The organism is Chloroflexota bacterium, from assembly GCA_020850535.1.
In the GTDB taxonomy this organism is placed as follows: Bacteria; Chloroflexota; UBA6077; order UBA6077; family JACCZL01; genus JADZEM01.
In genome coordinates this window covers 61,384-73,801 of record JADZEM010000123.1, presented here as the reverse complement: position 1 = coordinate 73,801, position 12,418 = coordinate 61,384, and the positions used below count along the sequence as shown (strand labels likewise).

General features: G+C 69.6%; 10 protein-coding genes. 7 read left to right on the top strand and 3 right to left on the bottom strand.

Translation table 11 applies throughout. The features are described from left to right. The 5 genes from cadA to IT306_17665 all read left to right on the top strand — a co-directional run bounded on the left by cadA (position 1) and on the right by IT306_17665 (position 8,139). Positions 1–2,397, top strand: coding sequence for a cadmium-translocating P-type ATPase (gene cadA, locus IT306_17685; GenBank protein MCC7370260.1), 2,397 nt, complete (start codon positions 1–3; stop codon positions 2,395–2,397). A gap of 507 nt (positions 2,398–2,904) precedes the next feature. After that, a complete protein-coding gene (locus IT306_17680; GenBank protein ID MCC7370259.1) occupies positions 2,905–3,159 on the top strand; it encodes a ferrous iron transport protein A in 255 nt (84 codons plus the stop codon). Beyond that, complete coding sequence (gene feoB / locus IT306_17675; GenBank protein ID MCC7370258.1) at positions 3,146–5,215, top strand: ferrous iron transport protein B; 2,070 nt, start codon at positions 3,146–3,148, stop codon at positions 5,213–5,215. Before IT306_17680 ends, feoB begins: the two co-directional genes overlap by 14 nt. 3 nt (positions 5,216–5,218) lie before the next feature. Beyond that, the gene (locus IT306_17670; GenBank protein ID MCC7370257.1) at positions 5,219–5,512 is read left to right on the top strand and encodes a hypothetical protein; all 294 of its coding nucleotides are present in this window, start codon (positions 5,219–5,221) and stop codon (positions 5,510–5,512) included. 899 nt (positions 5,513–6,411) lie between these two features. Beyond that, positions 6,412–8,139: a FecR domain-containing protein gene (locus IT306_17665; protein ID MCC7370256.1), complete on the top strand. Its 1,728-nt coding sequence runs from the start codon at positions 6,412–6,414 to the stop codon at positions 8,137–8,139. 87 nt (positions 8,140–8,226) lie between these two features. On the opposite strand, the gene IT306_17660 is transcribed toward IT306_17665, so the two are convergent. After that, positions 8,227–8,577: a hypothetical protein gene (locus IT306_17660; GenBank protein ID MCC7370255.1), complete on the bottom strand. Its 351-nt coding sequence runs from the start codon at positions 8,575–8,577 to the stop codon at positions 8,227–8,229. Positions 8,578–8,713: 136 nt separating this feature from the next. Beyond that, on the bottom strand, positions 8,714–8,878 hold the full coding sequence (locus IT306_17655) for a hypothetical protein (protein MCC7370254.1): 165 nt from the start codon (positions 8,876–8,878) through the stop codon (positions 8,714–8,716). 121 nt (positions 8,879–8,999) lie between these two features. Between IT306_17655 and IT306_17650 the strand changes: the two genes are divergently transcribed. Then, positions 9,000–9,713 carry a response regulator transcription factor gene (locus tag IT306_17650; protein ID MCC7370253.1) on the top strand — a complete coding sequence of 238 codons (714 nt, stop codon included), beginning with the start codon at positions 9,000–9,002 and terminating at the stop codon, positions 9,711–9,713. Between the two features lie 5 nt (positions 9,714–9,718). After that, the gene (locus IT306_17645; GenBank protein ID MCC7370252.1) at positions 9,719–11,035 is read left to right on the top strand and encodes a HAMP domain-containing histidine kinase; all 1,317 of its coding nucleotides are present in this window, start codon (positions 9,719–9,721) and stop codon (positions 11,033–11,035) included. Positions 11,036–11,077: 42 nt separating this feature from the next. Here the strand turns inward: IT306_17645 and IT306_17640 are convergent, their stop codons facing one another. Next, positions 11,078–12,208 carry a hypothetical protein gene (locus tag IT306_17640; GenBank protein MCC7370251.1) on the bottom strand — a complete coding sequence of 377 codons (1,131 nt, stop codon included), beginning with the start codon at positions 12,206–12,208 and terminating at the stop codon, positions 11,078–11,080. Between the last annotated feature and the right edge of the window lie 210 nt (positions 12,209–12,418).

The following is a 12,418-nucleotide window of genomic DNA, read 5'->3' as shown; positions in this document are numbered from 1 at the left end:
ATGGCTGACGTGGTGGTCATCACGCAGCTACCTGGCCGTGTTCGTCTGCGGGTAGCCGGTCTGTACGGCCGGCCGGACCGGGCACACGGCATCGAGCGGGCGCTTGCTACCCTCCGTGGCATCCAGCGCGTCCAGGCCAATCCAGGGAGCGGGCGTGTCCTGGTTGAATATGCCCCAGGCGTGGTGTCGCTCGAGGCGATCCTGGAGACGACGGCAACCGCGCCGGCCGTCCCGCCACCCCCTGCTCGGAAGCGCGAGCAGCAGGACGGCGAGCCGGGCATGCTCGCCTCGGTCATTCGGATCGCCCTCAGCGGGGCGGTCCTGGGCCGTTTTGCGTTCCAGCGGCTGGTGGGCGGCGGGGCGCTGCTGGCGGGGACGCCGTTCCTCAGCCTCGCGTCAGTCGCCACCCTGGTGGCCGGCTACCCGATCTTCCGCCGTGGCTTGATGATTCTCCTCAAGGAGAGGCGTACAGACATGGATCTGCTGATCAGCAGCGCCACGTTCACGTCGCTGATCCTGCGTGAGAGCTTCACGGGCCTGGTGGTGGTCTGGCTGATCAACCTGGGCGACCTGGCTGAGGCGCTCACGCTTCGGAAGTCTCGCCGCGCGATCCGCGATCTGCTCTCAGTGGGCGACGCCTGGGTCTGGATCATCGTCAACGACCAGGAGGTCCGGGTTCCGGTCGCCGAGATCACTGTAGATACGCTCGTGAGCGTCCATGAGGGTGAGAAGATCGCCGTCGATGGTGTCGTGGAGGACGGCGAGGCGACGGTCAACCAGGCCGCGATCACGGGCGAGGCGATGCCAGTGGCCCGCGTGGCCGGAGACCGGGTGTTCGCCGGCACCATCGTTGAGGCCGGCCACATCATCATCCGAACGACGGCCGTTGGGGACGACACGGCTGTCGGCCGGATCATTCAGCGCGTCGAAGAGGCCCGCGAGCATCGCGCGCCAATTCAGTGCTCCGTGGACCATTTCTCGGAGCATTTCGTGCCCTGGTCGTTTGCTCTGGCGGCCACGGTGTTCCTGCTGACGCGCGACTTCCGACGAAGCCTCAGCATGCTGGTCATCGCCTGTCCGTGTGCGGCCGGTCTTTCGACGCCGACAGCTATCGGGGCGGCCATCGCCAACGCGGCCCGGCGCGGTGTCCTGATCAAGGGCGGGCTGTACCTGGAGCTGGCCGGCGACATTGACGCCCTGGTCTTCGACAAGACGGGAACGTTGACGACCGGCATCCCCCGCGTCAGCGAGGTCGTCTCGTGCGCGCCGGACGTGGCTCCAGCGCGGGTCATCGCCCTGGCAGCCGCCGCTGAGCGTCACTCGCATCATCCGTTCGCTGCGGCGATCCAGCGCCACCTCGACGAGCGCGGCATCGTAGCCCCTGCCGCTGCCGACTACGAGACGCTCGTGGCCGTCGGCGTCCGGGCGAACGTGGACGGCATCAGCGTGGCCGTTGGCGGCAGACGCCTGCTATCCCAGTATGAGATCGACGTGCCAGCTACCCAGGCCGGCTACGAGGAGCAAGCGCTGCTCTGGGTCGTCGCCGACGGCCGCCTCCTGGGCTGGATCAGCATCGAAGAGGAGATCCGCGCCGAGGCGCGTCGGGCTGTTGCCGAGTTGCGGGCAGCGCAGATGCGGCGGCTCGTCGTTGCGACGGGCGACCGTGGGGCCGCTGCCGCGCGTATCGCCAGCAGGGTTGGCGTGTCCGAGTACCTGGAAGGCGTCCTGCCTGAGGACAAGCTCACCCTCATCCACCAGCTGCAAGCGGACGGCCATCAGGTGGCGATGGTTGGCGATGGGATCAACGACGCCCCGGCCCTGGCAGCGGCAACCATCGGCTTTGCCATGGGGACGGTCGGCACGGATGTCGCGATTGAAGCGGCGGACATCGCGCTGGCGGGGGATGACCTCTGTCAGGTGCCGAGCGTGATTCGGCTCAGCCGGCACACGCTCGACGTCGTTCACCACAATTTCGCGGCGGCGATTGGGATCAACCTGCTCGGCATCGGCTTGAGCGCCTTCGGCCTGATGTCCCCACTCGTGGGCGCCGTCGTCCACAACCTGAGCACCGTGGCCGTCGTGCTGCACTCGGCACAGCTTGTTGCCTATCGGGACCCTGGCGCGGCGCTACCGAGCCGCGTGAACGGCGAGGTCGATCACCTGCTCGCCCTGCCCGACGGCAACGGGCACATGGAGCACCTGGGCAACGACGCGGCCAACGCCGATGGCGTGCTCGCCGATGGTGTGGTCGCCGATGGTGTGATCGTCGACGGTGTGCTCGCCAACGGCGGCATCGGTCACGAGCGCCTCACTGGGCTCCTGCACGAGCAGCCGGTCGATTTCATCGTACGCCACAACCGTGGGATCGAAGAGAATGAGCACCCGTCCCGTGCGTGAGCTCGCCTGGACATCGCGGATGCCGTTGAGCTGGAGCAGGCTGCTCTCCAGCTCGGCGGCCCACTCCGGGTCGCCCCAGAGCCCGGGGAGGCTCACGCGGACGCAGCCAGGGACGACTTCCTTGACTCGCCGCTCGCCCGCCGCCCGCCGCGTTGGCCGGCAGGCGCAATACTGCCGCTCCAACCGACTGTTGGCACGGTCGTCCAGGAGCGCACCCACAATCGACTTGCCTGCTTGCAGCGTCAGTGAGCGGACCGGAGCCGTACTGAGCGCGGCGAGCACAAGCTGTACAGGGGACATCACCAGCCTCCGTTTTGGGGGCCGGTGTCCGACCCACCCGATCGTCGCTTTCGTCGTCGCGGCGTAGGCGTCCGCTCCCTAACCCCACCCCACACAGGACCGAACCACATCGCGCCACAGCAGATTAGTAAGAGCTAAGACACAGTGTAACCCATTCCTCACTCCGCATTCGAGCATCGAGCCGCTCGGCTCGACAGGAGGCCCCCTATGAGTGGACCAGCCCAGGACTTCCTCACCCAGCTTGTCGTCGGCGAACGAGGCGTCGTCAGCGGGATCACCGGCGAGCATGGCGCGTTGTCGCGGCTCTCCGCGCTCGGCTTCTCGATCGGGACGGAGGTGCAGATGCTTCGGAACGCGAGCCACGGCCCGATGATCGTGCTCGTTCGCAACACGCGGGTTGCCCTGGCACGGGAAGTCGCCGCTGGGATTCTTCTGGAGGGGGCGTGCCATGGGATGCCATAGCCAGCACGGTGACATTCGTGCGCCCAGCCGGTCGGGCGGTCTCGGGCTGCTCAATCGGCGGTCCAGCACGATCTCGGTCGCCATCGCCGGCCAGCCGAACGTCGGCAAGTCCACCGTCTTCAACGCGCTGACCGGCCTGCGCCAGCACGTCGGCAACTGGCCCGGCAAGACCATCGAGCGGCGAACCGGCACGCTGGAGCGCAACGGCCTCGTGCTCGAGCTGGTGGATCTGCCGGGTACCTATAGCTTGAGCGCAAGCTCAGCCGAGGAGCTGGTCGCACGGGACTACATTCTGGAAGCGCGTCCCGACGCGATTGTCCTCGTCACTGATGCGACAGCGCTGGAGCGCAACCTCTACCTCCTGGCCGAGCTGCTGGCGCTGCCGTCACCGGTCGTGCTGGCGCTCAACATGCTGGACGTCGCCGCGAACCATGGGCTCCAGATCGACGCCAGCCGGCTGGAGGCCGAGCTGGGCCTGCCCGTGGTGCCGATGATCGCGACGCGCGGCGACGGCATCGAACGCCTGGTGGAGACGGTCGCACAGGTCGTCGATGGCCGCGCGACCGTTGCCCCCCGACGGCCCCTGCTGACCCTCCCGCATGCAGAAGCCGTGCAGGCGATTGAGACCTCGCTGAACGGCTCGGTGCCCGCGCCGTACTCGACAGGATGGGTCGCGCTGAAGCTGCTCGAAGGCGACCGTGACCTGACGGATCGAGCGCCCGGCTGGCTTACCACCGCCGCCTGGGACGATATTCAGACGCGGCTCGGGCAGCACCCCGGCGCGATGCTCGACATCGCCGGTGCGCGTTACGCCTGGATCGAGGAGGTGGCCCGCGCCGCGACGGTCCAGCCCGCGACTGCCGCCGCCTCGCTGACCGAGCGGGTGGACCGCGTGGCAACCCATCCATTCCTCGGCCTCGCAATGCTGCTGGGCATGCTCAGCCTGGTGTACTGGCTGACGTTCACGCTGGCCGCGCCGCTCCAGGAGTGGCTCGAAGTGACCGTGGTCGATGGGCTCAGCGGGTGGATCCGTGACGACATGGGCTTGCAGCCGGCCTGGCTTGCCAGCTTCCTCATCGATGGCGTGCTCGGGGGGGCTGGAACGGTCCTGACGTTCCTGCCGGTCCTGGTGGTCTTCTTCGCGGCGCTTGGCGTGCTTGAGGACACCGGCTACCTGGCGCGGGTGGCCTACGTGATGGACCGGTGCATGCACGCGATGGGCCTCCACGGGAAGAGCGTCCTGCCGCTGGTGCTCGGGTTCGGCTGCAACGTGCCGGCCATCATGGGCACACGGGTGCTCGAGAGCCGGTCGAGCCGCCTGCTGACGATTGTGCTCGCGCCGTTCGTGCCGTGCGCGGCGCGGTTCGCCGTCCTCGCGTTCCTGGTCCCGGCCTTCTTCTCCGACGCCGCGCCGCTGGTGGCCGCCGGATTGGTGGCGCTGAACCTGGTCGTGCTCAGCGTCCTGGGCGTGGTGCTGCACCGGCTGTTGTTCCGTGGTGAGCAACTGGCCCTGATCATGGAGTTGCCGCTCTATCACCTGCCCAACGCGCGCACCATCGGGCTGTTCGTCTGGAACAACGTCCGCGAGTTCCTGGGCAAGGCCGCCGGCCCGATTGTCGTCCTGTCCATCGCCGTCTGGGCGCTCAGCAGCTTCCCAGGGTCAGAGGTCGAAGAGAGCGTGCTCGGGATGTTCGGGCAGGCCGTCGAGCCGTTCGGCCAGCTCATGGGGATGGACTGGCGGATGATCGTGGCGCTGCTGGCGAGCTTCCCGGCCAAGGAGAACGCCATCGCCGTGCTGGGCGTGCTCTACGGCGCCGGTGAGGAAGGCGTCGGCCTGGCCGAGCAGATGGCCGAGCAGGTGTCCGTCGCCGGGGCGGTGGCTTACCTGGCGATGCAGATGCTGTTCATCCCCTGCATGGCGACCGTCACGATGATCTACCGCGAGAGTCAGAGCGTGCGCTGGACCCTCTTCAGTCTCGGCCTCTCGCTGTCGATCTCGCTGCTGGCAGGGCTGCTGCTCTATCAGGGGCTGTCGCTGTTCGGGCTGGGAGGCTGAGTCATGCTCCGACAGGTGCTCCAGTCGCTGGCCGACGGGCGGGTGACCCGCCCGGACGAGCTTGCCCGCTCGCTGGGGGTCAGCATACGGCTGCTCGGCCCGATGCTGGACGATCTCCAGCGTCGCGGGTACCTCGCGCCCCTCGCCATGCCGTGCGCCTCGCCCTGCGAAAGCTGCCCCATCGCAGCAGCCTGCACGCCGGCCCAGGCCCGCCTGTGGACGCTGACGGCGCACGGCCGGACGGCGCTGTCAGCGTCGTCCACCAGAAACCAGGCAGAGAAAAGCCCGCGCACCTGACACGTACGCGGGCTGCGAGGGCGGATGCGGCGGCTGGTGACCACTGCTTCCTGACCGTATTGTGTAGCACGAACCGTTCCAGCGGTCACCTTTTGGCGGTTGTTCCCATTTTCTAACACGAATTATATATCTCTCGATCAGGCGTTGCGGTAACCAAACCTCTACCAGCCAGGAGATGTACGCCGGGTGAATATCGTCGATAATAGAATCGGCGGGTAAGTCTGGCGTGGGGTAGTCCCCCCAAGGCAGCTGGTGGCCTTGCTGACAGCGCCGGGAGTGCGGGCGGCGACGATGCCGCCTTTCCGCTTCTCTCCCATTGTGCCGTTCCGTCCGAAGGGCCGCGGACGGGACGAGCGCCAGCTCTCACGCGGGCGCTCTGGCAGGGCAGGGCGTGCTCTGGCGGTCGGGACCAACGTGTCACTTGGTGTGGCTCCCGACACCGTGTACGCTGGCAGCGCCGACCGGTGGGATGCCCCCCTCCTCGGCGCCGGCCGGGCCTGATCCCACGGGCTCGGCCTTTTCTCTCGGGCGATCTGTCGGCGCCGGCCGCCCCGATCGGCCCGCCGACCCCTGTACCACAGTACCGAAGACGGGGTATCGTCATGCTTCCGTCAGGATGCTACGATGGCGCGGGCATCACCCCACGGTGGGCCAGTCGCCCCCGGTGGGCCCGGGTTGACGGCGATCTCCACCGAATCGCAACCGAAGGGGGCGCAGCGGCCTCGCGCCGGGGCGCACAATCGAGTACAGTGCGGGAAGCAGCTGTGCGTGGACGCTCTTCGGGGGCTGGTCGCGCTGGCCGTTGTGTTGGCTCGTCCGTTCTTGATGGACGGCACACGACGGAGTTGTGAGTAGCGCGGCACGCCCTTCGGGGGCGGCGTCGAAGAGTGGGGGGCAGCTTGAAGCGGGGGCTTCGGGCCTCGGGGCGCGCCGGTCTGATCGGGGTCAGGCTGTTGATCCTGCTTGCCGTTGCGGCTGCGGGCCTCCTTGGCACGGCCCAGACGGCGGCCGGGCTGGCCCGCGCGCAGATCGCAGCCGGGGCGACCTTGACGGTCCTGCGCGGCTCGGTCGGCGTGCTGCGGGCGGATGGGACGCCCGTCTCGCCGGCCGGCAGCGGACTCGCGCTCGCCGAGGGCGACCAGATCGCCACGGTTGGGCGCGCCGCCGCGCTCGTCACCTTCTTCGAGGGGTCCGAGCTGGAGCTTGGCGCGGACACGACCATCGTCCTGCGTGACCTGGCCCGTCAGGGGCAGGTCACCACTATCACCATCGAAAGCGTCGTCGGCACCACCGTCCATCGCGTGGTCACCCTCTCGTCACCCGGCTCCTCGTACCGCATCGAGGCCGGCGGCTCGGTGGCGGTGGTGCGTGGGACCGTCTTCGGCCACCATGTCGATCCATCCGGGGACGTGACGCTGGCTGTTGGCGAAGGGATCGTCGATTTTCCGCGCGCCGGGATGCAGCTACGGCGCGGCGAGAAGCGGACCAGCACCTCGCGCGGCGACATCGTCGACAGCAGGTTTGACGCGGCCGGCTCGCTGTACAACGCCGTGACCGAGGCGACCACCAGCGGTAACCCGACGGGCACCGACAACCCGGGCATCGGAACCGGCTCGTACACCGCGCCGCAGCACGGCTCCCAGAACCAGGAGCGCGAGCAGCAGGAGCGCGACACCCCACAACAACCGCAGGCTGGCAGGACGTTCCTGATCGCCGCCGCGCCCAGCGGCACCGTCCGCCTGGACGTCGCGTCCACGGCTGGCTTCGCCATTGGCGACCTGATCCAGATCGGCACGCCGCCCGCCTCGGAGACCGGCATCGTCGTCGGCTTCGGCTCGATCATCGTCAGCCAGCCGCTGACCGGATCGTACGGCGCGGGCACGGGCGTGGAGGTGGTCCGGAGCGGCGTCCCGACGCCCACGGGGACGGTCGGGGTGATCGGGACGACCGTCCCGACGCCGACCGCGACGGCAACCAGCACTGCGATCGCTGTGCCGCCGACCAGCACCCGGACGCCGACCAGTACGGCAACCCGTACGCCAACCGCGCCGCTGCCGACCAGCACGCGGACGCCGACGGCCACGGCGACAGGCTCTCCAACACCGACCAGTACCCTGACGCCCGTGCCATCGGCCACCAGCACGGCCACTGCCACCAGCACAGCCACCGCCACCCGAACGGCCACCGCGACCAGCACGGCAACGGCCACGGCCACCAGTACAGCCGCGCCCACCATCACCAGCACGCCGACCAGCACGGCCCTGCCATCTTGCAGCGGGCCGTTGGCGCGCGAGCTGGCGTCCATCGGCAGTGGCGCCGCTGCCGCCTACACCCAGAGCGTGTCAGGCGGCGTCGCGGTGCGCGTCGAAGCCTCGCTGACGGGAGCGCCAGCGGACACGACCTACGATGTCTACGTCGATGCCGGCGGCGGATCGGCTGGCGACCACCATCACGTGGGGACGCTCCGCACCGACGCCACCGGCGCAGGCTTCTTCTCCGGCAGCGTCACCATTCCGAGCATCGCCGAGCGGATCGACGTCGAGCTGGTCCTGAGCGGCGGATCCGCCACCAACCATCAGTACATCCGCCAGGAGTTCACGCCCTGCCTGGAGCCCCCGACCAGCTAGTCAGCGGCCAGACCTCGTGCCTGTCGGCCGGACTGGCCGGAGCGCTCGCGCAATGGAGCTTGCGGCCCGGTGGCGCGAGTCGGCCGGCTAGTCGTCTTCGTCCTCGACTTCGAGATCGCGCGCCAGGATCGAGCCGTCTGGCTGCTCCTTGCCCTCCACCTCGACCAGCGCACCGACCGCCAGCGGTCCCTCTTCCTGATCGATCTCGGTGGCGTCCGTCACCACCACGGTCCGACCGCTCACCTGCCACGTCCCGATGAGGCCCGTCGCCGGCATCGCCTCGACGACCCCATCCAGCTCGGTCTCGCCGTTCGGGTTCACCACCTGGGCGAACGCCGTCCCCATCTCGTCAAACTCGGCCACGGCGGCAACGCCAACGGCCACGCTGAACGCCATCGCACCCGCCAGCAGGAGCCGCCGCACTCGGAATCGTCCCATGATCTCCCTATCTCGCTGCCACGCCGGTGGCAACGTCCGTCATGACCGTTCTAGCATGGCGACTGCTCGGGCGGCCAAGGATTCTCGTCGCGGGAAGTCGTAGTCGAGCGCCTGTCACCGGCGTGCATGCACGGTACTACCGCGCGGCACGCCGTCCCTTCATGGTCACGGGGATGATCCACCAGACCGCGCCAATCATTCCAGCGATCACCCCGGCGACCACCAGTGACGGCGTGAACCCAACGATCTCATTGGCCACCAGCTGCGATGCCAGCACCAGCGCCAGCGAGAATGCTGCCATCCCGATGACGATCATCCGGGTAGCAACGTGCTTGAAGTGGAGACGCTGACGGTCGTAACGACCGATGCACCCGGACGCCGAGCTGCCCGACTGACCCGCCGCCCCACCGTATACTGGAGGCATGGCAGGCCGAGCGGACGCAACGCGCATCCTGGTCGTCGACGACGAGGCGAACCTGGTCGAGCTGGTGCAAGGCTACCTCGAACGGGAGGGCTACGAGGTCTACACGGCCAGCGACGGCGTGGCCGCCCTGTCGCTCGCGCGCGAAGCTCAGCCAGACCTGGTGGTGCTGGACCTGATGCTGCCGGGCCTCGACGGCCTGGAGGTCTGCCGGCGCATCCGCCAGTTCTCGGACGCGTACATCGTGATGCTGACGGCCCGCGCCGAGGAAGTGGACAAGGTTGTCGGGCTGTCTGTCGGCGCGGACGACTACCTGACCAAGCCGTTCAGCCCGCGTGAGCTGGTGGCGCGCGTCCAGGCGATGCTCCGACGGCCCCGCACGGGCGCTGCCGCCGAGCCGCCGCCCCCCGAGCCGTTCCAGTTCGGCGAGCTGACCATCGATCCGGCCCGCCATCTGGTCTGCAAGCGCGGCGAGCCGGTCACGCTGACGGCCCGCGAGCTGGCGATCCTCACCATCCTCGCGGCGCACCCGGGCCACGTCTTTACGCGGGGGCAGCTGTTGGACCGGGTCTGGGGCAGCGCGTTCTACGACGATCATGTCGTAGATGTCCACGTCGGGAACCTGCGCCGCAAGCTGGAGGACGATCCGCAGCGCCCCCGCTGGGTCCAGACGGTCCGAGGCGTCGGGTATCGGCTGGCGGAGGGCGCGCCGTGAACGCGCTGCGACGGGCGTTTCGCGGCCTGCATGCGCGCCTGCTCCTGGCGCACCTGCTGGTGATCGCCGTTGGCCTGACGACGCTCTACCTGGCGGCGACGGTGGCCGCGCCCCGCATCTTCGAGCGCAACATGATCGCCAACGCGCGGCGCGGCCCGGCGCTCGGGCCGAACGCCGGGGCCGGCTCCGGGTCGGGGGCCGGCGGCCAGCTCGCTCGGCCGCAGCAGCCGCCCGGCATGGGGCCGCTCGGCGTGATGTCTGCCGAGCTGGAGCGGCGCGTCACCGAGAGCTACCTCGCCTCGATTGCCGACTCGCTGCTGGTGGCCGGCAGTGCGGCGCTCGCCACGGCGGTTGTCGTCAGCGTCTTCGTCTCGCGCGGGATCGCCCGCCCGATTCACCGGCTGGCCGGCGCGAGCCATCGACTGGCGGACGGGCACTATGACGAGCGCGTCCCCGTGGAGGGCGCGACCGAGACCCGCCAGCTTGCCGCCAGCTTCAACGCGATGGCGACGGCGGTCGAGGATGCTGAGCGGCGGCGGCAGGAGCTGATCGGGGATGTGGCTCACGAGATGCGGACGCCGATTGCCACGCTCGAAGGGTATCTCGAAGGGCTGCTCGACGGCGTGATCGCGCCGTCTGACCGGGTCTGGGCGAAGCTGCACGACGAGGCTGGCCGGTTGCGGCGGCTGGTCGAAGACCTGCACGAGCTGTCACGAGCTGAGGCGCATCAGTTGCCAGTCGTCGTGCGGCCCACGGCCCCCGCCGAGATCGTGCGGCCGGCCGTCGAGCGCGTCGAAGGCGACGCCGCCGCCCTGGGCCTGACCGTCACCGTCGAGACGCCACCGTCTCTGCCGCTCGTCTCGGCGGACCGCGAGCGGGCGATCCAGGTGCTGACGAACCTGCTCACCAACGCGCTGCGCTACACGCCGCCGCCGAGGCAGATCGTGGTGCGCGTCGCGGCCGAGCCGGATGCCGTGCGTTTCACGGTGACGGACAGCGGGATCGGCATCGCCCCGGAGCATCTGCCGCGCGTCTTCGAGCGGTTCTACCGGGTGGACAAGTCCCGCTCGCGGGCGATGGGCGGGGCCGGGGTTGGGCTGACGATCGCACGGGCGCTGGTGGAGATGATGGGCGGCCGGATGATGGCAGAATCGGAGGGCGAGGGGCAGGGCGCGACGTTTGCGTTTGTGCTGCCCCTGAGCGATGGCCCGCCAGCGTCAGGCAGCCACCAGGCCGGGCCGGCGCCCGACGAGGCCGCCCCAACATCGGGCCAGGACACGCCCGAGCCCCGCCCGACGAAGCCGCTCGCGCCGGTCTCTTGACCGCCTGGGGGGCACACGAGGCCCCTCGCGGCGATGTCACCGTCAGGCCGTCCGGCCGTGCGCCGCGAAGAATGCCCAGATCTCCTCGCTGGCCGACATGCTGCTGGTCGGGATGTTCCGGCGCACGGCAGCCGTGGTACGAGGCCACTCGTGGCCGCCGCCGTCAAGCGTCCAGAGGGTGACTTCGGCGCCGTCTGCGCCGCCGCCGTAGGTGTCACGGCGGACGGGGCCAGTCGTCTCGGTGGTGGGCGTCGGCGTGCAGCGGTTCGCTTTGACCCAGAAACTGATGGTGTCGGCAACGGAGATGAAGTCGCCATTCCGATTGGCGTTGCCATCCCCGCCGTTGTAGGGGACCAGCGGATCAGCCGTGCCGTGCACGTGGACGATCGAGATCGGGCGGCTGGGCTGCTGAACGGTCTGGGTCTGGCCGCTCGGCCTGGTGTACCCGGCCGAGCCGGCGACGGCCCCGGCCGCGGCGAAGAGGTCGGCGGCTTCGGCCGCGAGCCGGTAGGTCATCAGCGCGCCGCTGGAGTGGCCGCAGACGAACAGGCGGCGGGCGTCCAGGAAGCGAGCACGCCCCTCGCGGTCGACCAGCGCGCGGATGAAGCCGATGTCGTCCGGCCGGTAGGGGCCGCCGGGCAGTCCGACGAACCCCTCGTTCCAGGTGGGTGGGTTGCCCAGCGCGTCCGGGTAGGCCACGACGAACCGGTGCTGGTCAGCCAGCTCGTTGAAGCGGAACATCAGCTCGGAGACACGGCCATTGCCGCCCCGCCCGTGCAGCGCGACGAGCAGCGGGGCCGGTGCTGACGGATCGAGGCCGCCCGGCTCGTAGCGGATGTAACGCCGCTCGACCTCGCCCACCCTGAGCGTCTGGACCGAGCGATTGACCGCCTGGCCCGATGGTGCGCCCCGCACGGCCGGGGTCGTGGCGGGGCGCGCCCGCGGCCCGACGATAGCTCCACCTGTCGCGCCGGCCTGGGAGGCCGCACCGCTTGCGCCGGCCTGTGCTGTCGCTCCGGTCGGCTGTGATGCCGCTCCGCTCGCCTGCGCTCGCGCGGCCCCGCACCCCCCGAGCAGGCTGGCGCTTGTCCCGAGCGCCAATGCCAGGAATGCCCGCCGGCTGGCCGTGCGCCGCCCGGCGATCTGACCCATGTATCCCGAGAAGTCGCTCATGCTCTCGCCCCCGAAGCGATGCTGACGTGGTACTGGGTGTGTCTGCCTCGACCACGATACCGCCTCGGTCACGGCGATTCGATGGCCGAACTGTCAAGAATCTGTGTCCAGCCCGGTGGCCGCCTGGGAAGGCGGCGCTGATGGTCCTCATCCTATGATCCTCCCGCACGTCGCCGGGCTGCTCCGCCGCGGCCGGCCTCAGGGAGGGAT

Coding starts and splice junctions, on each gene's coding strand:
- IT306_17640 (MCC7370251.1), bottom strand. CDS start 12,208: ATGAGCGACTTCTCGGGATACATGGGTCAGATCGCCGGGCGGCGCACG.
- IT306_17670 (MCC7370257.1), top strand. CDS start 5,219: ATGCTCCGACAGGTGCTCCAGTCGCTGGCCGACGGGCGGGTGACCCGC.
- IT306_17650 (MCC7370253.1), top strand. CDS start 9,000: ATGGCAGGCCGAGCGGACGCAACGCGCATCCTGGTCGTCGACGACGAG.
- IT306_17660 (MCC7370255.1), bottom strand. CDS start 8,577: ATGGGACGATTCCGAGTGCGGCGGCTCCTGCTGGCGGGTGCGATGGCG.
- IT306_17680 (MCC7370259.1), top strand. CDS start 2,905: ATGAGTGGACCAGCCCAGGACTTCCTCACCCAGCTTGTCGTCGGCGAA.
- feoB (MCC7370258.1), top strand. CDS start 3,146: ATGGGATGCCATAGCCAGCACGGTGACATTCGTGCGCCCAGCCGGTCG.
- cadA (MCC7370260.1), top strand. CDS start 1: ATGGCTGACGTGGTGGTCATCACGCAGCTACCTGGCCGTGTTCGTCTG.
- IT306_17655 (MCC7370254.1), bottom strand. CDS start 8,878: ATGGCAGCATTCTCGCTGGCGCTGGTGCTGGCATCGCAGCTGGTGGCC.